The following is a 19,792-nucleotide window of genomic DNA, read 5'->3' on the forward strand; positions in this document are numbered from 1 at the left end:
ACGGCCGTACCCCTGGCCCGCAATCAGCCGAACTGACTCACCGAACCTCCCCGCAACACATTGAGCGTCAGGTCAAACGTAGCTCGGAACGCCGCGCCTCGCCGTGCTGGGCCAGGCCGCTCACCTGCGAAAAACCCGTTGTGACAGAGATCGGACGGCAAGGCATCATCGGCAACCGCCCTGAAAGCCCACACAGGAGGTGGCGAGCTGGGCGCGATCATGGGACAGTTAGGGAGTACAGCTAGAACGTGTGTAACGTCCGCACCTCACTATGTGAGCACTTGACCCTCCTGGGGGCCATCGACATGCCTGTAATTTCCCGCGGCTTCCACGGTAGGCGCTCGGAGTCCGAGCACAAGCTGCCGCCAGGCCAATACGAGACCCACGACTTCCCAGTCCTATCAGCAGGGCCGACCCCAAGGGTTCCTGTCGATACCTGGCGTTTCAAGGTGAGGACTGAAAGCGGCACTCTCCACGAGTGGAGTTGGGCAGACTTCTTGGCGCTGCCGACTGAAAAGCCGCGGGTCGACCTACATTGCGTCACCAAATGGTCCAAGTTCGACACGCGATGGACCGGGGTCTCACTTGACCTGCTACTCGCGGACGTGGAGACGTCCGCCGAGTACGCGCTCGTCCACTCGTATGGCGGCTACACAACCAATCTCCCCCTTGAGGACCTCCTCGACGGGAAAGCATGGATCGTCCACCAGTTCGAGGGCGAGGAGCTGGACCCGGAGCACGGAGGCCCGGCGCGCCTACTCGTCCCGCATCTCTACCTCTGGAAGTCAGCGAAGTGGGTTCGCGGAATCGACATGCTCGTCGACGATGAGCCTGGGTTCTGGGAGAGCGCCGGATACCACGAATATGGAGACCCGTGGCGGGAGCAACGCTACCAGGGCGACTAGAACCGCTCCAGGCCGTTGCGCCGCTTTTGCCCGGTTCTTCATCCCAAGCAGGGATGGCAGTCCTGACTGATAAGTGGCAGGGCGTTCCAGTCTTCTGAGTCAGGAATCCTATCTGTGCCAGTCCGCACTCAGGCGTGAGCCTTGCGGTCTCGGATCATCCTGGCCTATGCAACCGGGACTTCCAACAAGGACGTTGTGGCGTAATTGGGGTCAACGGCGCCCGCGGTGGACCACTGGCAGGCCCGCCTCGTCGAGCACAGGATTGCGTGGCCTGGGCGGCACGCCCGGCCCGGCAGCCCCGCACGGTGAGCGACGAGCAAGTGACAGACCCCATGGCCACAACCCTGGAACGCACCCCGAATACGACGCACTGGTCGACCCGGTCTATGGCCGAGAAGACGGGCCTGTCCGCAGTCGACGGTCTCCCTCGTCTGGAGACCCTTCGGCCTTTGGGTAACACCGGGATCCTGTGATCCGTCGCGGGGTGGAGCACCGAAGGCTGTGGTCGTGGACTTGGTTCGTCAGGGCGTCTTGCGCGATGAGTTCGCGGAAGTGTCGCGCTTCCGTTCAGAGTTGTACGACGGGGTGCTGTGCACGGACGGGCCAATTCGAGTGCTGGTCGATTTCGCGCTGGTGCCTGACTATACCGCCATGATCACGAAGCTCTGCACGGCGGGGTTCAACCAGCGGGCCGGTATCGCACGGCTGCGTCATTTCCCGGTCGGGGTATCGCTACCGAGAGCGGTGAATGGTGAATGGTGAACTGATTGTGGCCGACGTAGCTGCAACCCGGCACCCACACAACGGCAGACCAGGCCTTTTGCCACACGTTCGGCCGAGGCGATAGCCACGCTGGAAACCGGCCGCGCGTTCGGGACCACGCTGCTCGACACGGTCCACAAGGCGCCCGCCGCGGGCGTCCCGGCAGTAGCCTCCGTGCAGATCCGAGAGTGGCCGAACGGCCGGACGACGTAGAGGTCCTGGTCGTGCTGGACGCCGGATGCGACACCCCGCGCGTCGCCCGCCCGCTGGCGGGCTGCTGCCCGTCGAGATCCTCAGCCAGCTTCACTCGGAACGAGTGATTCGACGTCCGAGACCCTCCGCAAGGAGTTGAGCGTGGCCAAAACCACGAGTGGTCGGGTGCGCAAGCGCAGCGGCGGGGTCGTCTTCGGCGACACCGCAACCTGGGGCACCGAGCCTCCGTGACGGTCACGGACCCCCGACCCTATCGCAGGCGACCGCGTCGGCATGAAACTGATTGCATCCGCAGCTGACCCGCGGGGCCGCACAGCTCGGCCACGCCGGCCTGCCTACCGTCCCCGAGGGCACTGTCATCCCCGGATTGAGGAGAAACTGCCCAGCGGCGGGGTCGACAAGCCAGTACGGCTATGGCAGTCGCGCGCCGCCACCGCGGAAGCAGACGCCGACCACTGCCGGCGGTCCTACCTCCACCGCTTCGACATCAAGCGGACATTCCGGTTCATTGCTCTTGGATGAACCGAGCCTGGGTGAATCTAGGCTTCGCAGCCGGGAAGCGGCTGACCGGTGGGCTCGGCTTGTGCTCGCCGCGTGTGCCCAGCTCCGACTCGCACGACCGCTACTCGCCGACCTCCGCAGGCCGTGGAAGAAGCCGCCTGAAGGCGAACAGGCTGACATCGCCCGCGTCCGGAGATGGCTCGGGACACGCACGCGAAGGCCAATCCACCGACGGATACACCGAAGCCGACCCGCCCCGGGCTTGAGGAAGCACAGCCTGATCCTCCGCCACGGCCTGGGCAGAATCTTCGGCACCGGGGAGGCGTTCAGCCGCCCTGCCCATCACAAAGTCGGCACGAACCGCGTAGAGCCTCGAGCTGGGATGGAGAAGCTGGGGACCGCCGCTCACCGCGCGGGTAGCCACCATCGGGCGCGTACTGCACGGATCGTCAGGCATCGCGGCGGCCCCTGCGAAGGCCATCTCGCCGGGAGCAGAGGACGCTTCTGCGGGCGAGGGTGCCATGACGCAGAGGGCAGCTTCGTATCGCCCGTTCAGGCAAACGACTGAGCAGTGGTCGCTTGGCGTCTCCTTTGGTGGGGGCCGGGGAAGAGGCCAAGCCGATCTGGCGTAGATGGATCATGCATAGAAACAGGCCAGAATGGGAGGGTGGAGGTGCTGACGGGCATCTTGGACGGAGACCCCCAGCCCCAGTGGCTTAGGTGACCGGTCGTTCACCCGGGCGGACTGAGTGCCACCTCTCGGTCCGCCTGGGCCGGCGAGTCCCGCCGAGACGGCATGATGGACTATGTGGGTGCTTCAGTCGCTTCGGTCGCTTCAGTCGCTGGCCGCCCCCAATATCGTCGTCGTGGACCGGACGACCCCGGCGACACGCGCGGCAGTCCACGGCTCGGCGTCCCACTCGAATAAGGCTTCGCTAGTCTATGTTCGCCATTGGGTCGCTTCAGTCGCTGCAAAGGGGGTGCGCCCTATGCCCGTCGACCAGGCTGTGATGCCCTACAGCAGTTCAACGTCCTCAGCAAGGGCCCCAGTCGTCCCCGATCCTGCGTCCGTCGCGCACTGGTGCGCCAGCCAGGGGTGGCCGGTGCATCCGCTCACTCCAGGACGCAAAACACCTGCCGCGAACTGCCGCCGCTGCTCCGGGGCCAACCACGAACGACCTCGGTGCACTTGCAAAGAGTCCGGGCGGTGGTGCCACGGCTTCCACAGCGCCACGCTAGACCCCGCCCTCATCGACCGATGGTGGCGCCTTGAGCCACGCTTCGGAATCGGTGTCGCGTGCGGCGCGGCAGGACTGGTCGTAGTAGACATCGACGCCCACCCCGGGCCACTCCCAGTACGGAGCCAACTACTCCCCGGAATCCCCATTCCCGAGGGGGTTGACCTCTCCGGCCTGGAAAACGGCTACCACACTCTGGGTGTGCTAGCTGCGCTGCGCGACCAGCCCAGTCCGGCAGACGACCTCGCGACGCTGCGCGTGCGCACGCCTTCAGGAGGGCTGCACGTCTGGTACCGGGCCCGCCCAGGGCGGCCGTTTCAATCATCATCAGGTTCGGGCGGGAAGCGCGCGCTTGCCTGGCAGGTCGATATACGAGCCCGTGGGGGCTACATCATTGCCCCCGGAACGCGGACGGACGCGGGACGTTACGTTCCGGTGAGCGACGTCCTCAAGCCAGCCGAGCTACCGAATTGGCTAGCAGACGAACTGGACCGTACCCATCACTCCCCGACGGCCCCGTCGGCCCGGGAGGCGAGCCTCCCGCCGCGGGCCCAGCTCGCCGTCGCTGCTGCCCGCGGCGAGGGGTCAAAGGGTGCGTTGCGCCTTATGGGCAACACACTTGCTGAGGTCTCACTCTGCGGCTCGCAATCAGAAGGCGCGGGGTTCAGCGAGAAACTTAACCGCGCCGCCTATACAGCGGGCGGGCTGGTGGGGGCAGGACTCCTCTCAGAAGCCGAAGCCCGCAGCACGCTCCTGCATACGGCCCTTTCCGCCCGGCCCGGGCAAGAAGCCCGTGCCAGCAGTATCATCCGCAGCGGCCTCGCAGCGGGGATGCGGGCGCCCTTCCGACCGGGAGGCCTGCCGTGACACAGGACAATACAGACTTCCTCTTCCAGTTCGACCCTGCCGCAGTGGCAGCGCAGATTCGAGAGCAAACCGCGACCCTGCTGCCGGCGCAGAAGCCCCCCCGCGCTGCAACAACAGAGAACGACCCAGCAATCACAGCAGCCGGGCTAGTACCTGACACCCTCACGGATCGTGGCAACGCCAAGCTCTTCGTGAAGCTCTACGGCCGGGACTACCGTCATGTCCCGGGCATGGGCTGGTACAAGTGGGACAAGACTCGCTGGCAAGTAGACGAGGACGACACTGTCCTTTGGGCTGCTGGAGACCTCGCCGAAGCGATGGCCACCATTGATCCCCACGGGATGCACTCGGCCCACGAGCTACGACGGCATCGCAAACGCGCCCTCAGCACCACAGGCATCAACGCGATGCTGACACAGGCGAAGTCCGCTCCGGACATCGTCCTCAATGCGGCACGCCTGGATGCAGACCCTTACGCACTCTGCACTCCGGCGGGGATCGTCGATCTGCGGACGGGCCTCGTCCACCCACCTGACCCGAACAAGGACTTCCACTCCCGATCCACCAGCGTAGGCGCAGAGGAAATGCCTACCCCCCGGTGGGAAAGATTCCTCCGGGACACCTTCGGGGAGGACACTGAAGGAGAGGAGATGATCGACTTCCTCCATCTCCTCCTCGGGTACTCCGTCACTGGAGATGTCGGAGCACAAGTACTTCCGTTCCTCTTCGGGTCTGGCAAGAACGGGAAGTCCGTGCTACTTGACGTCCTCATCAAGCTGCTCGGAGACTACGCGGATGCTGCCCCGCCAGGCTTCCTCATGGCCCGCCCTTTCGAAGGCCACCCCACCGATCTCGCCGAGCTTCACGGCCGCCGGGTCATCGTCTGCTCAGAGGTGAAGCCCGGCGACAAATTCGATGAAGCACGGGTCAAACTTCTGACCGGTGGAGATCGGATCAAGGCCCGCCGCATGAGGCAGGACTTCTTCAGCTTCACCCCCACCCACAAGCTGTGGCTGCTGGGGAACCACCAACCGGAAGTCGGCACGGGCGGCTTCGCCTTCTGGCGGCGCATGCGCATGATCCCCTTCACCCGGGTCGTCTCAGACGACCGGAAGATCGACAATCTTGCCGACATTTTGGTGACCGAGGAGGGTCCCGGGATCCTGAACTGGCTCATCATCGGAGCCCGTCGCTATCTCAATGGAACACGCGACCTGTCAGGGGCTGAGCGGGTCCGGATCGCGACAACGACATACGCGGAAACGGAGGACCACACCGGACGCTTCTACAGCGAGTGCTGTTCGCTCGCTCCAGCACGACGCGTCGAACAGGCCAGCCTCTACGCCGCCTACAGGTCTTGGTGCGTCGGGGAGGGCTCTACACCGCTGTCCTCACGCGCCTTCGCGTCCAGGACCAGGGAGCTACTGGGATTGGCCTCCCCCAAAGACATGACAGTATCCAATTCGCGGAAGTATTACCCAGGGATCGGCCTACTGACGGACGAGGAGGCAAGATGAGCTCTCTGATCACTGAAGACGAGATCAAGGACGAAGTCGAGCTAGTCTGGCTCGAGGACATCTCGCTCTTGGACTACGTACGCCAGAGCTTGGACCGCCTTCCCACACGCCGTGGGAAGCCCGCCTATCACAGGGCAGGGCGGCTTGTTGGCTACGCCAACCTTGCGCCCGAAGCGAAGGCATCACGTTCATCGGGCACATTTCGCAGGAGGGTCTTCTGGCTCCTGCCGCACGACCGGGACAGCGTACCGGAGGGCCTGTACTCGTCAGGAGCTCCCGCTGAGGCGATCGATCCTACGACGGTAAGCTCTGCGATAAAGGGGCACAAAACTGAGCGTTCTGAAGGCGGACCCCCTTCGACAGCGATGAAAGAGCTGGGGATAACGCTGCCTCTCTAGAGTTCGGGCGGTCCCACCGTGGATGCCCTGCCAGGAGAAACGACCTCCACCGTCTCAGTGGAGCTCCGTACATGGCGACCCATGATGGGCACAGCGGGGTCACGGCGACGATCGTGTTCGTAAGGACGTCCGCCGGCTTGTTGCAGCAATGAGCGCTGAGGGTCCAAGCGTTGTCCCGTAACTCAGGGCAGAGGTCGGTAGGTCACCACAAGCAGACCTGATCGTCAGGTTGCGCCCCGCATCGCGGCCTGAATCGGATCCTGACCAAGCAGGTCGAACCGGACATCGGCAAGCGGCGCCCAGAGTTACGAGACAGCCCTGAGGTCTGGCCGGTGCGGCCTGTACCCACGAAGCCGACGGGGGCGGCCGCACCGTGCTCATCCCGCCGTGGGCGGAGCCCACGGGGAACTGCCCTGGTTTAAAGCTGCAGTCCTAACCCCGTCAGCACGTGAGCCTTTGCGGGGAGGCAGCCGCCAGGGCGGGAGAGGACCCGCACCCGGAGACAGGTCAACTTCCGGTCCCCCTCGCTATCTCCGCAGCGACAGCCCACGACAAGTCTGTCCATACGCTCGCACGACGGCTACTCGAGCCACTACGCCGTCTCTGAACTGGACCGCGAAGGGGCTTCCCCTCAAGGGGAGACACCATGTCTACAGCTCGTCCCGGCACGCTACCGGCATTACCTTCCACAGACGAAAGCTGTGCGGCCTTCCTCTGAGGGATCTGCTTGCTTGGGCGCAGTCCCTCAAGAAAGGGACTGCGCCCAAGCAAGCAACAAGTCGACACACATCGGGGAGTCGGCCCCCTCACCGTGGGAGCGCTGGGCGGGCGCCAACCGCCGGCGGATGCCGGCGCCTATCCCCCGGTGCTCCTGCGTACGCCAGGAGCCGACAACTGGGACGCTCCGCGCAGGAGGACACGCCGCTCCGGGCAGGGACAGTAGTTGAGTCGCTGACGTGCGTTCAGTCCCTCTGATGGTGGCGAGTTACTGCAGGTCAGGGGCACGCCCCACACAGGACAGCGACTGAAGCGACTGAACTGCTATATATCGTCCAGGTAGGGCAATTGCTAGTTGGCGTCATAAGATCAGGCTTCAGTCGCTTCAGTCGCTTTCTGATGCCATCCACCCCTGTGACCTGGGCAAACGTAAGAGAGACTGAAGAACTAGAGTCTCTCTTAATCAGTCGCTCCGCCGCAGTTGCATTTTGCACCTTTTAGACATAGATGCTCCTCTTTCAGTAACCCCCGCCACAGGCTGATGTCCCTCCTCCTTGCGGATCGCGCCTACTCCTCCGGAGACCCTCTCCGACGCTGGCATCCGCACGGTCATCCCACAGCCGACCGACCAGACCAAACACTGCCTGCGGCGTAGCCCCCTATGCAGGCTGCCCGGTTTTGGTGCGGACACATACCAAGAGCGCAACGTCATCGAACGGCGCATCGCCCCCCGCGGAGCAATAGTCAAGAGTCCCGGGTGAACTGATTCGAGCTTGCGCTGCGGTGGGCAAGGCCATCCCTAGGAGCGTTGCGAATCCGCTTGGTGCAGGCGGCCTCAGCGACGATCTCGACGACTTCAGCGTTCATCCCGTCGGCCAGCTTGAGCTAGAGCCAGTTGGATGGCGCGAGCAGGTCGTCCCGCTGCTAGTGCAGCTTGAGCGTGGTGGCGCGGAAGAGCGCCCCTCCCAGCAGTCGCTCAGCGAGGAAGAGGTGGTCGATCGTGGCCAAGGCCATCGTCCCCGCTCCCCCGGCGTAGGTGGGAGCGGGGATAAAGCCTGGCCGATCTGCGGTCCAGGTGCTGAAGCACGCCGGATTGGGCCAGTGTCTGTTCCGGATCAATGAGCACACAGCTGATCAGGTCGACCTTCTTCGGGTCGCCGATGTGCTCTAGCTTGTCGAGGTAGGCCGTAAAGCGGACGTGACCGTTTTCCCCTGCAGGATGTCGTGGATCTCCGTGCGGCCTGCTCCTCCCCCGAGGCCAGGACCCCGTTCCCGAAGCGGGTGCCGGACCAGGCCAGAGCGACGAGGTTGGCGCCGGTGATCGCACATCAGCGTTCCCGGATGGACTCGACGAGCTTGAACAAGGTCGTCAGGGTGGCGGCTGGGCTCCCTGTACCGTCGGTGACCTTGGTGCCGGAGCCTAACGGTGGAGGACGTCGACTCGATCGGGTTCGTGGTCCGCAGGTGGATCCGGCGCTCGCCGGGCATCGTAGAACGCCAGCAGCTCCTCAGCGTCGTCGGCGATCTTCGCGACGGCCTTCGGGGACTTCGCGCCGTTGGCGCAGGCGAACGGATCGATCGCCTTCCCGGCGTGGCCCGGTCCTCGGTGTTGCGGGTCTCCTGCATCGCTTTTTTACGCGCAGGAATGAGCGGACCACGGTCGGGCATTCGGGACATTCCGAGCCCTGTCGATCCAGCACCCTTGCTGCCGTGCAGCAGGGACAACCTCAGTCAAGGCACGCCACGGCCCCATCGCGAGGTCGTCGGCCACGAGTTCGAGGTCGCACGTGTCACATCCGCGGCAGACCTGCAGCCCCATGTCTGGGACATGGCGTCGCCGTCCCCTACTGCTTTTTCAGCCGGGTCACCGGCGGCTGCGGCAGAGTGGAGGAACTGCTCCAGCGCCGGCGCGAATTCTCCGGAGGACAAGCAATGGAGGTAGAGCAGTGGGAGTACCTCGCTCACCGTGAGCGACTTGAGGCACCAGGATCTTGACGAGAAGCGCTTGCGCTCGCCGCAAGCCTCGTTGACGCGGCGAGCGTCCACCTGCGGCGCAGTCACCAGCCAACCGCCGCGGAACCTGTCTGTCCCGGGTCGTGGTGCCCGGTCAGAAGTGGTTTTGGTCAGAAGCGTTTCGTGTTTTGGTACTGGGGTGGCCCAGACGGGGTTGGATCGAGATCATGCCCGGTGTGCTCCCTGGGGGTCCAGCCCTCAGGGAGCACACCTGACCGGGATATGAGGGGCCGACCCGCTTGCAAATTTTTTCAGGTCGAGGTGTTGCACCCCCCGAGGGGCCGGACATGTACGGGTGGAAGCAGCGAGAGGGAGTCATGGCCAGCGACGTCGAAGCGCAGTTCACTGATGTGTACCGGGAGCACTATGAGGATGTTTTGCGGTTCGTCCGCAGACGTGCTCACCCGATGTACGTCGATGACATCGTCAGTGACACGTTCCTTACTGCATGGCGTAGATGGAGGGAGCTTCCGGAGGAGCCCCGTCCTTGGCTGTTTGGTACTGCACGCAAGGTGATGCTGAACGCGCATCGTGGTCAGCACCGTCAAACGGCTGTTGCGGTCCGCATCATGGAAGTCGGCGGCGACGACAGTTACGACGGGATGATCGCGGCGGAAAACCGGATGGACCTTGTTTCCGCCTGGCGGCAGCTTTCGGCCGCAGACCAGGAGGTACTGGCTCTTCATGTGTGGGAGGGGCTCCCCGATCGGGCTGCGGCTTCCGTACTCGGATGCTCACGTGCCGCTTACACGATGCGGCTTTCCCGCTGTAAGCGCCGCTTGGCCAAGGCTTTTGGGTCAACCAGTTGCCCCGCTCCCATCTTGACTTCCGCGAACTAAGGAAACTGAAGTGAACAAGGCTGAGAAAGATCCACTCCAGATGCTGACTGCTCTGGATGCTGCCCCCTCTCGCCCTCTTACCGGCTTCGAAGCCCGCCAGAAGGAAGATCTCTTGCGTACCGTGTTGACCGAAACTGTCTCTGCCCCACAGCCCACCTCCCGTGCTCGCCGCCGGCGTCCGCTGCTTTTGATGGCCGCAGGCGCGGTCGCCGCGACCGCGGCCATTGTGACCGTGGCTACCGTCCCGTCGGGTACCACCAGTGCGACGGCCGTCGGCTCGGGAGGGCCGCTGTCCTCCATCGAGCTCGCGAGCTGGACAGGCACTCCGACTCACCCGACGAGTACTGCCCCTTCGGCTACCGCCGCCGAGAAATGGTGCCTCCAAGCATTGGACAAGGACCCTGCCAACAAGGACGTCTCCTACAGCAACCTGGACGTGCGCGGCACAGTCACCTCTGTCGTCGTCACCGACGGTTCGACTATTTCGTACTGCATCACTGGCAAGAAGGGCGATGGCATGGCGGAGGTGATCGACCCGGTTAAGAAGCTCAGCGACGATGCGGTCAAGGTGGGGTCGGCTGGCGCTCGGGGCAAGGGAAGCACGGGTGTGAACTACATGGAAGGATCCGTTGGGTCGGACGTCAAGTCTGTGACCTTCCACGACTCCGGTCGGACGGTCAACGCGACTATTGAAAAGGGCCGCTTTGTGGCCTGGTGGCCGGCCGCCAAGCCTTCAGGCGCTGTCAGTGGCAAGGTAGTCCTGACCCTTCAGGACGGCTCTACCCGAACCGTTTCAGGCAACTCACTTTTTGAGACGAAGTAGCGGCCTGGCCCATTTGACCCAAGCTGCCAACTACCCATCGTGCTAATGCGCGATGGGTAGGGTCATTGCACACTGTGCAACGCGACGCCCCCTAGCTAGTACTCCAGCTGTAGATCGCGATCTACATACTTGAGCGGCTTGCCGCTGATAGTGGCCAGCCTGGGATAGTACCTGGTCGCCACTGGGACCAGTCGAGCCGGTGGGCCGTGTCGTGGACGAGCGGGACGACGAGGGCGATGAACAGGCGCTGGATTCGTTGCAAGCAAGCGGTATTAGCTCGTCCGGCCCCGGGTGGCGGGTGTGTCCGTCAGCGCGGACGATGGTGAGGAAGGCGTGGGCAAGCATTGCGAGGGTGACCCAGCGGTGCCAGGACGTCCAGCGTCTGACTTGGTATTCGTCCGGTTCGGCCAGACCCTTGCCGGACCGGAAGGTCTCCTCAACTGTCCGCCTGCGCCCGGCGACCCGTACCAGGATGGACAGCGGCACCTGGGTGGCTGAGTAGCAGCGGTAGAAGGCGAGTTCGCCGGTGCGCCGGTTGCGGCGGACGAGCAGTTGGTGGTGGCCCGGCCAGCCGTCGGCGAGGTCGGCCAGGGCCCAGTCGTAGAAGCGGTGTCCCTTGGCTCCGGAGCCGGCGGAGAGTTTCTGCCAGGCCCTTTCGGTAGCTTCTTGGCCAGGGCATCAGCGTGGACCTTTCCCGCGCGGGTGGTGATCTGGTGGTCACGGGCTACGGCGAGTACGTAGCCGATCTGCCGCTTCTCCCGCTCGGTCCGCAGGTGCGGGCTGCCTCCGTAGACCTCATCGCCGGTCACCCAGGATGCGGCGACACCGGCGTCCAGTACCCGGCCGATCATGCGGGCGGTGAGTGCGGGTTTCGCGTGGTGAAGCCGACGGAGTCGGGTGTCCCGGTATCCCGGCAGCGGGCCGTGTCCTCGGTCCAGGAACGCGGGACATACAACTCCCGTTCGATCGCCGCGTGTCCGAGCGAGGTGGAGCAGGCGAGGTAGACGGCGACCTGACTGTTCTCGATGCATCCGGCGGTGCCGGTGTATTGTCGCTGCCCGCCCCCCGTGTGCGTGCCCTTCTTCAGGTCGCCGGTCTCGTCCACGACCAGCACCGCGTCCTCGTGGTGCAGGTGCTCGACGACGAAGCCGCGGATGTCATCGCGTACCGCGTCGGCATCCCACTTGGCCCTCGACAGCAGGTGCTGCAGGTCGTACGGGGTCGCGTCCCCTGCCTGCTCAGCGAGCGTCCAGCAGTTCTTGCGCGGCAGGTCCGACAACAGCCCGAGCACCAATGCCCGTGCCCAGCACCGTGGTTCCACTCGGCCGAACCGTCTCGCGATACGGCCCATCAGGACCACGAACGCTTCCTGTCAGCGGGCAGGATCTACGCTGTGCCCTGCGGCCACCGTCTGATCTTCCGTCTTCACACACTGATGATCAACGGTGGTCACACCCATTCCCCGGAGCGACCCCCAACGGGCCTACCACGAACCGCTGTTAGAGCAATCGCAGGTCAGCGGTAAAGGGCCAATGTCAGTGCCGGGTGATAGGAAGCGGGGATGACCCCGACACCTGCCTTCGAAGACCTGCTGGTCCAGGACCGCTCCCCCGCCCTGCGCAGCAGTGTCGCAGGCTCCCCCGGTCTGGATGTCCGCGTCCCCAGCTGTCTCGACTGGTCGCTCCACGACCTCGTCGAGCACCTCACCCAGGTCACCGGTTCTGGGCGGCGGCGGTCGTGGCCGGTCCCAGCGAGAAGCCACCGACCGTGGCACCGGCCGGTGCCACGCTCTCAGCCGACCTACTGGCCCGTTCGGCCGCAGCCCCCCCAGGAACTGATCGCCGCCCTGCAAGCCGCAGGTCCTGCGGTGGACTGCTGGACATGGTAGGGCGACTCCGACGTCCCGACAACGAATAATGCCGTGGCGCGCCATCAGGTCCACGAGGCCGCCGTCCACACCTTCGACGCCCAGCTGGCCACCGGAACTCCCCAGCCCGTCCTCACGGTTGTCGCACTCGACGGCATCGCTGAGTTCATCGGCCTCAGCCACGGCAACGCCGGCCCCCGGCCGCACAATCCCACCCGGATCGGCCTGCACGCCGCCGAGGGCCAGTCATGGCTGGTCGACCTCACGGCGTCGGGCTCACACCTCGTCGACGGCCAACATGAAACGGATGTCGGCCTCCACGGATCCGCAAGCAACCTGTTGCTCACCCTGCACGGCCGCCCCCCTGGACAACCTGCGAAGCGAGGGTGACCGCGCCCCCCTGGAGGACCTCCTGAACTGGCCAGACCTGGGCTGACCTCCAGCCCGAGAAATGCCCTGCGGGGCGGGGCGCCTACGCCCTGGCCTGCGGCACCCCGCCAGCAAGATCGCGATCTACGGCTGGAGTACTGCTCCGGACAGGTGCGTTCCGCTCGCAGGGACGGGAAAGCTACTGGTGAGACTGGGTTGGAAGGTTGGTCGAGCCATTCGAGGGCACCGGTGATGACCTGGGTTCAGGGCCAGCGGCGGGCGGGCGGAGGATCTGCCGGCGGCCGGCCGAGCTGAACAGGCAGAGCCGCAGTCGGCCGGGCTCCCAGAGCTGGATCTGGCCGGTCAGCGCGAGCGGCGGCATCCAGGACAGCGGGTCGAGTGCGATTTGGACGATCTCCAGCTAGATCCGGTGCGGTGTGTGTGGTGCAGGGGCAGTCGCGCGGGCGGCCTGGGTGCAGTCCTCGGCCCGTGCCCGCAGGCGGTGGCGGAGCTCGAGTTCGGCGATCGGCCGGCCGGTGGTGTTGGTGCGAAGCACGTGAGCCGTTTGCGGTCGGCGTCGGTGATCCTCAGCTGGGCCCCGGGTTCGGTCGTTCCTTTCGGGTGTTCAGCCGCATGCCCTTCGGGCAGCGGTCGAGTACGCCGCCGGTGAGTTCGGCGACCCAGGCCCCGTCGCGGACCTCTCTGTTGGGCTCGGCAGCAGGCGTCCATGCTGCGAGCGGCACTGTGAGTACGGCCTGGTGGATTGTGTCGGTGATGGTCTTGCCGACCGAATACGACAGCCATCGTCCGCGTTTCACGAGCCAGGCGACGAACTCGTGGGTGCAGTGTCCGGCGCCCGCGCCGATAGGGCTTGGGCAGCTGGGCCAGTGCCAGTTGGGTGGTGGTGATGTGATCGGCGGCGGTGTTGCTGCCGCGTTCCCGGGCCTAAGCGGAGCGGCGGCTGGCTCACCGGATACTCCCTCCCATGGTCGACGAAGCCCATCAGCGGGTGGTGGCTGAAGGTCTTCTTCTTCCGGGTCGCGGCCGTGTCTTCCTTGCCGGTATGCGCGTTCACCAGGACGCCGTCCGGGTCCGCAGTCACAGAGCCGGTCGCATCCGGCGCCGTGTGTCCGGCCAACTCCCATACGTGCTGGCGCACATGGGACGGACCGTTGCGGATTGCGTCCAGGGGGCGTTGCCCGCCCGCTGCGAGCGTGCCGATCGGCCGGGAGACCGGCGGGTGACGCCACCGGCAGCCCGAACATGGCCGGCTCGGCCCGCAGCATGCTGACGTCGGCCAGGCGGTCGCCGCCGGCGGCGACCGCGAGCGCCACATCCGGCAGGATCGTGCCGGGATCGTGCACCGCACGCGGCTTGCACCAGGGTGCCAGAGCCGCTGATATCACAGTATCCAGGCCCGTCTTGCGGGCCGTCTCCACCAACAGCACGGAATCGGCCCGCGAGACCACTCCACGACCGGTGCTCTCAACGCGGACATGCGGGTACGACCTGGTCCGCTTTTTCACCGGAAAAGGGCTTCTTTCTACGGCATCATCTGGACCCTCGACAAGTCCCATCGTTCCAGGTCGGGGGCGATTTTCGCGTTTGTGATCAAGCCGCGGCCAGATCACCTTGTGAGAGCCCGAGGCTAGTGCCGGATCAAGCGACGTTGGCCACGTTGGGGGTAACCCTCGCTGCCTGCGAGCTGGATCACTGGATGAACCGTAGGTTCTGGGGTCGGTGAGGCCTTCCACGAAGCCCTGAAAGCTCGCAGCCAGGGGGGTTCGAAACCAGGGTCAACGTCAAACTACATGAGCGTTGGGATCGGACCTGTCCGGTAGCCCAGCCCGATCCAGCAGGGCTCGTCACTGCTGAGAAGGGCAAGCGGGGTGGGTAGGTCCCACTCATCGATCAAGTACGCGCTGTGGGACAGGGACAGAGTTATATGACTGGGCATCTGTACCCACTGGGGGCATGGCAGTCATAACGGTCCCCATTAACCTCTCGGGTCCGTAGCAATGGGACCTTGAAGTCGGAATCCTGCCCGTGCTCATCATAGAGGAGCGGGCGCTGCGAAGCCTGAGTGCCGACTCCCTGGACGGTGAAAGCACTCAGTCCAAGGGGGACGGGGCACGAGAGCAGGGGCGGCTGCGATCGACTTTGGCAGCCCTTGACCTCGACAGCACGGGCGCAGGGGTATGAACGGTGACGAGCCGGCTCGGTGACAGGTCCGGCCCGGTCCGGACCCTGCCACCCTGGAGCTCAGGAGGTATGTGAGTGGCTTGCTGCCCCTGCTTCAGTACGCGACGCAAAGGATAGCGACGGTGCCAAGATGGAGCGGGGCGGCTCTACCGTCGGAAACGGGGCCGGTGTGATGCCTAAGACGTCGTTTCCTTTGGCTTGATCGTTCGTTGTGCTGAGCATGGCGACTCTTGCTGAGCGGTTGGTGCCGGATCAGTTGTGGGAGCTATTTCGGCGGGTGGTGCCTCCGACGGAGGTCATACGACCGCAGGGCGGTGGGCGTAGGCGGGCTGGTGATCGTGAGGTGTTGACGGCGATCGTGTTCGTGGCGACGTCCGGCTGCTCTTGGCGGCAGTTGCCGCCGATGTTCGGGCCGGCCTGGCCCACCGTCTACCGGCGCTTCGCCCAGTGGTCCAAGGCCCGTGTGTGGGCCCGGCTGCACCGAGTCATCCTCGACGAGCTCGGTGCGCGTGGGGAGCTGGACTGGTCGCGCTGCGCCATCGACTCCGTCAGTGTCAGGGCCCTCAAAGGGGGCAGCTGACGGGACCGAATCCGACCGACCGCGGCAAGAACGGATCGAAAATCCACCTGATTGTCGACCGGTCGGGCCTGCCGATCTCCGTCACCATTTCCGCGGCGAACACTCATGACAGCCTCGCCCTGCAGCCCCTCGTGCAGGGCATACCTCCCGTCCGCAGTCCGCGTGGGCCGCGGCGGCGACGACCGCACAAGCTGCACGGCGATAAGGGCTACGACTACGCTCACCAGCGGCGATGGCTGCGTGAACGCGGCATCACGCCCCGGATCGCTCGTCGCGGCAAGGAAAGCTCCGCCCGGCTGGGCCGTCATCGCTGGGTCGTCGAACGCACCATGTCCTGACTCGCCGGCTGCAGGCGTCTGCACCGCCGCTACGAACGCAAGCCGGAACACTTCCTGGCTTTCACTGCGATCGCGACCAGCCTCATCAACTACCGCAGACTGACCAACTGAAACGACGTCTAACTGCTGGCCGGACCACGCTAGGGCTGAAGCCCTACCCTTGGCGCAGCCCGCAACCGTATGACTTCCGTCGCCACGGACCTCCAGCGACAGGGGATCCCAGAGGTACTCCTGGTTCGCTACTTATGCGTACCCCGAGCCCGGGCAAGGCGCTGTGCCTTTCTTGCTCCGGGGGGCGGATCATTGGACTGTTGTCACCACGTGTTCTTGGAAAAATGCTGTGACGGACTGCCGTTCGCCGTCGAGACCTTGAAGGTATTCGGCCAGGCAGGCACTGACGATCTCGAACGGTTTGACAGGAAGCTGACCTGGCATCGTCTTCATGATGTCAATCATGCGGTCGAAACGGGCGTTGACGTCGGCACTGAGTTTACATACGGGACGCTGCTCTGGAAGGGTCTGCGCATCCCTGTCGCCCAGGATGTACTCCCTGTAGTTGGAGCCAGTTTGGGCGAGGGACCACACTAGATCTTTCTCGGCCTCCATTTGGGCTAGATCGGTTCCGAACGGTTGTAGGCCTTTGAGTCTCGCAGCCAACACCGCGTCGATGTAGTTGGCCTGTGTCAACCTCGGCACCTGCTGAGTGAGGGCTCCGAACAGCGCTTTGTCCACAGCGATCTGACTGCCGAGCTGTTCTGCAACGAGCCCGTACAGGTGGACGTTCCTGTTCCTATGAGAGGCAGACTGCAGGCGAGCGGTCCCGTAAGAGTTGAGCAGTCCGGCGTAGGCGGGGGCCGTTCTCGCGAGGGCGTGGAAAGAGTCCTGCCGTCGTTCCGATGCACTGCCGGCCCGGTAGGGGCGGACAGGAGCGCGGCGCGTGGGGCGACGGACCGTCGTGGATTCGGCGGGTGACCACGTCGCCACAGCACGAGAAGGCTGGGGCGATGAGGCGAAGGGCTCCCGTGTGGGCTCTGCAATGGGCTCTGATGTGACTACGGCATCCTCTGCTTCGTCAGAAGGCGGCGCAGTCGGGAAATGATCTGTACTGTCTTCTGTTTTCGATGGAGCCGGCAGGGGCTCCATCGGTGTTGTGGTCGGACTCCCGGTTGTCGTCGTCCGAGTCCTCGACACCTCTGACGGTGGTTCGGAATCTTCGGATGATGCAGCTGTTGCCGTAGCGGTGGTCCTGTTAGCCCTGTTGAACTCGGGCGGAGGCACCCCGTCGAGTGGCGGCGCCGGGTCAATGTCCGGCGGGGCCATTTTTTGAGTTCCGATCACCTCCGCTGCCCTGAAGGGAGTTGGCGGCAGTACTGCGTCCTCATCCTCCTCGTCGTCGAGACTCAGGCTGATTGGAGGCAGCTTGGGTGTGTCCTTCTTCTTGCGTCGACGTGCGGAAGCGCTGTCGCTCATGCCTCTCCCCGCAATTGCTTGTTGCGACGGCGGATCTGGTGTAGGACCGCCGCTGCGAAGTGTGTGTAGTCGTCCGCTAGGTCTGTCGCTCTTTGTGGCTCTACAAGCCTGTCATTTTCGTCCCGCGGGCGCGGAACAAGAACGCCCGTATTTGGATCGGCCAGCTTGCCGGATGCTGCGAGCGCCAGCTCCTTCGCAGGCATTCCAGTGTTACGACAGAGAGCGGCCAGCACCGGAGCTTCTCGTACGTAGGCTGAAATTACGACCTCCGGGTCGAGACGTGCATTCGCCACTAGAAGTTCAATCTTCTCCCTGAGATTAACAAGCTCGCTCGTGGGCTCCCCCTTGACTTTCTTGAAGCCGAGAAAACCAATGGCCGCGATCGAGACCTCAGGGTTGATAACGCGAACTCCCCGCACGAGACGGGCCAGGCTCCCCAATCCCTCGAGGACGCCGTCGTCCGACCCCTTCACGGGGGCCACGAGATGGGTCGATGCCGCGAGGCCTAGACGCTGGTTGTTTTTGTCGCTGGGGGAGAAGTCGATAATGATCCATTGATAGAGGTGCGAGATTTGGACCAGGAGGAGCGCCAAGAGTAGAAAGGCGGCCGGTCCGTGTTCGGCGCTAACCTTGTCTACTCTTCCGGAGATGTCGGCGTTAGACGCTCCCGATGGCACCACATCCAGGAATGGGCGGACATTTTTCACGATTGAGAGCGGTCGATCGTCTGTGACGGCATCATAGAAGGAAATACCGTTGTCGTCGAACTCGCCACCTCTTATTCCGAAATCGTTACGACTGTTGCCGTTGCTGTCTAGTTCGATGTAGAGAATTGGACGCGGAGACTTACCTGCGGAACTCCGCCGATCTTGTTCTTCGGCGAGCGTGTATGCGAGGTTGGCGGCCAGTGTCGTCTTCCCGACCCCCCCCTTGCCGATCGTTACGCCGATCACGTTCCTCAGGTGGGGCCTCATTCGGGTGACGAGTGCGTCTAGCTCCTCTTGAGGAGTCAGGTCGCTGAAGCCCTTGACTGTGCTAAGTCGGCTTTCGAGATCGTTATACTCGTACTTCTCCAACGCTTTCTCGTTTCGATAGCAGGTTGATTATTCGTCAGTTGGGCAGCGAGGGCTTTGGGCTGATTGGAAGTTATCTCCGCGAGGCGCCACGAATGGAACGCTACACCTGACTGGACCGATGTGTCACGCACCGCGTCGATCGAGACCTTGTTCGCACTTACCCCCTGGGAACCCCCGCGCCGGGCCCCGTTGCGCTGCTGAAGTCACGCAGCAGCGATCTCGTCGGCTCACGACCCCATCAACGCCATTGCGGTTTCTGGTGGTCGCCAATCCCGCGTTTGGAGAAGCGGCGGCCGACCCGCATGATCTGGTCGTCTGATGTCACTCTGCATCCCCCTCCCTCTCTGCCAAAAAAATAAATGTCAGTCCCGTCGGCGTGAAGGGCGTTCGACGCGATGAGTGAGTGAGTAAAGTATGTGATTTTGTGAACTCGCAGGTCAGAGGCGTGCTTTACTCTTTGTTTGCTTTCCTTGATGATCGCCGTGCCCGTATAAACCTCCTGGGCGAGGCACTCGGAGCCCAGCGGCCCGTACCTGGGGGCAGCTGAGAGTCCCTCTGATAGGTCGCTTGCCTCGCCGCCGACAGCCTGTTGGTCCAGTGATCCGTCGGGGTTGGACGTGTATCTGCAGCCCTTGGCGGTCGGGGTCGGGGGACCGCTCAGCCAACGGGATCTTGCTCAGGTGAGGGCGCGTGCTGTCTGGCACGACCTGCCGGAATGGACAGGACGACAAACGACTCCGGCAGGAGGCCTTGGCCGACCCCAATGCCCGGCCGGATAGGTCAGGCCATGGTCGGCGCCGGCTTGACGTCGTGGCGGGCCTCAACGGCACGCGGCCCATGCTCGAAGGGGCCGGGCAGGGCCACGCTTCCTCGGGGAAGTGGGATGGGCGTGGCTGCCTGCTAGATCCGTCCTGACAGCAAAAGCGGCTGCCGTCCCCTGGGCCTCCTGTTCACGCTGGCCGGCGGTGCTACACCTCGAAGGCGATCGAGCTCGATGAACCGGTTCGGGGAGCCGGAGCCGCAACGAGGCATCCACCTCCCGCCGAAACGACCGTCACTTTCGGTGGCCTCCCATGTGCCGGCCGATGAGTACAGGC

At 64.3% G+C, this 19,792-nt stretch carries 11 protein-coding genes and 4 pseudogenes; 10 read left to right on the plus strand and 5 right to left on the minus strand.

Features of this window, described 5'->3' with window-relative positions; translation table 11 throughout:
* The first annotated feature begins 305 nt into the window (after window positions 1–305).
* The 5 genes from OG310_RS37375 (at window position 306) to OG310_RS37400 (ending at window position 6,401) form a co-directional block, all read left to right on the plus strand.
* A complete protein-coding gene (locus OG310_RS37375; RefSeq protein ID WP_329460815.1) occupies window positions 306–905 on the plus strand; it encodes a sulfite oxidase-like oxidoreductase in 600 nt (199 codons plus the stop codon).
* Between the two features lie 507 nt (window positions 906–1,412).
* Window positions 1,413–1,667, plus strand: coding sequence for a hypothetical protein (locus OG310_RS37385; RefSeq protein ID WP_329460830.1), 255 nt, complete (start codon window positions 1,413–1,415; stop codon window positions 1,665–1,667).
* Window positions 1,668–3,391: 1,724 nt separating this feature from the next.
* Window positions 3,392–4,486, plus strand: coding sequence for a bifunctional DNA primase/polymerase (locus OG310_RS37390; RefSeq protein WP_329460816.1), 1,095 nt, complete (start codon window positions 3,392–3,394; stop codon window positions 4,484–4,486).
* Window positions 4,483–6,003 (plus strand): DNA primase family protein, encoded by a 1,521-nt coding sequence (locus OG310_RS37395; RefSeq protein WP_329460672.1) that lies wholly within the window; start codon window positions 4,483–4,485, stop codon window positions 6,001–6,003. The genes OG310_RS37390 and OG310_RS37395 overlap by 4 nt, the downstream gene beginning before the upstream one ends.
* The gene (locus tag OG310_RS37400) at window positions 6,000–6,401 is read left to right on the plus strand and encodes a DUF6009 family protein (RefSeq protein WP_329460673.1); all 402 of its coding nucleotides are present in this window, start codon (window positions 6,000–6,002) and stop codon (window positions 6,399–6,401) included. The genes OG310_RS37395 and OG310_RS37400 overlap by 4 nt, the downstream gene beginning before the upstream one ends.
* A gap of 1,832 nt (window positions 6,402–8,233) precedes the next feature.
* On the opposite strand, the pseudogene OG310_RS38765 reads toward OG310_RS37400, so the two are convergent.
* Window positions 8,234–9,179: pseudogene (locus tag OG310_RS38765) on the minus strand (transposase); the annotation flags it as partial.
* A gap of 269 nt (window positions 9,180–9,448) precedes the next feature.
* On the opposite strand from OG310_RS38765, the gene OG310_RS37410 reads away from it, so the two are divergent.
* Window positions 9,449–9,970 carry an RNA polymerase sigma factor gene (locus tag OG310_RS37410; protein WP_329460674.1) on the plus strand — a complete coding sequence of 174 codons (522 nt, stop codon included), beginning with the start codon at window positions 9,449–9,451 and terminating at the stop codon, window positions 9,968–9,970.
* A 10-nt stretch (window positions 9,971–9,980) separates the two neighbouring features.
* Window positions 9,981–10,793 carry a hypothetical protein gene (locus tag OG310_RS37415; RefSeq protein ID WP_329460675.1) on the plus strand — a complete coding sequence of 271 codons (813 nt, stop codon included), beginning with the start codon at window positions 9,981–9,983 and terminating at the stop codon, window positions 10,791–10,793.
* Window positions 10,794–10,925: 132 nt separating this feature from the next.
* Here OG310_RS37415 and OG310_RS37420 read toward each other — a convergent pair.
* Window positions 10,926–12,144 (minus strand): annotated as a pseudogene (locus OG310_RS37420) (IS701 family transposase); the annotation flags it as partial.
* A gap of 210 nt (window positions 12,145–12,354) precedes the next feature.
* On the opposite strand from OG310_RS37420, the gene OG310_RS38770 reads away from it, so the two are divergent.
* Window positions 12,355–12,681 carry a maleylpyruvate isomerase N-terminal domain-containing protein gene (locus OG310_RS38770; RefSeq protein WP_443078947.1) on the plus strand — a complete coding sequence of 109 codons (327 nt, stop codon included), beginning with the start codon at window positions 12,355–12,357 and terminating at the stop codon, window positions 12,679–12,681.
* A gap of 33 nt (window positions 12,682–12,714) precedes the next feature.
* Window positions 12,715–13,050: a hypothetical protein gene (locus OG310_RS37425; RefSeq protein WP_329460676.1), complete on the plus strand. Its 336-nt coding sequence runs from the start codon at window positions 12,715–12,717 to the stop codon at window positions 13,048–13,050.
* A 191-nt stretch (window positions 13,051–13,241) separates the two neighbouring features.
* On the opposite strand, the pseudogene OG310_RS37430 reads toward OG310_RS37425, so the two are convergent.
* Window positions 13,242–14,555: pseudogene (locus OG310_RS37430) on the minus strand (transposase); the annotation flags it as partial.
* Window positions 14,556–15,451: 896 nt separating this feature from the next.
* Here OG310_RS37430 and OG310_RS37435 point away from each other — a divergent pair.
* Window positions 15,452–16,260: pseudogene (locus OG310_RS37435) on the plus strand (IS5 family transposase).
* Between the two features lie 189 nt (window positions 16,261–16,449).
* Here the strand turns inward: OG310_RS37435 and OG310_RS37440 are convergent.
* Together OG310_RS37440 and OG310_RS37445 are read right to left on the minus strand one after the other, a co-directional pair.
* Window positions 16,450–16,881 (minus strand): hypothetical protein, encoded by a 432-nt coding sequence (locus tag OG310_RS37440; protein ID WP_329460677.1) that lies wholly within the window; start codon window positions 16,879–16,881, stop codon window positions 16,450–16,452.
* 734 nt (window positions 16,882–17,615) lie between these two features.
* Window positions 17,616–18,695: a ParA family protein gene (locus OG310_RS37445; protein ID WP_329460678.1), complete on the minus strand. Its 1,080-nt coding sequence runs from the start codon at window positions 18,693–18,695 to the stop codon at window positions 17,616–17,618.
* Window positions 18,696–19,792 lie beyond the last annotated feature (1,097 nt).

The organism is Streptomyces sp. NBC_01497, from assembly GCF_036250695.1.
In the GTDB taxonomy this organism is placed as follows: domain Bacteria; phylum Actinomycetota; class Actinomycetes; order Streptomycetales; family Streptomycetaceae; genus Streptomyces.

What these genes read in the sequence shown, in the direction of transcription:
- OG310_RS37410 (WP_329460674.1), top strand. Translation starts at nt 9,449, where the DNA reads ATGGCCAGCGACGTCGAAGCGCAGTTCACTGATGTGTACCGGGAGCAC.
- OG310_RS38770 (WP_443078947.1), top strand. Translation starts at nt 12,355, where the DNA reads ATGACCCCGACACCTGCCTTCGAAGACCTGCTGGTCCAGGACCGCTCC.
- OG310_RS37390 (WP_329460816.1), top strand. Translation starts at nt 3,392, where the DNA reads ATGCCCTACAGCAGTTCAACGTCCTCAGCAAGGGCCCCAGTCGTCCCC.
- OG310_RS37400 (WP_329460673.1), top strand. Translation starts at nt 6,000, where the DNA reads ATGAGCTCTCTGATCACTGAAGACGAGATCAAGGACGAAGTCGAGCTA.
- OG310_RS37375 (WP_329460815.1), top strand. Translation starts at nt 306, where the DNA reads ATGCCTGTAATTTCCCGCGGCTTCCACGGTAGGCGCTCGGAGTCCGAG.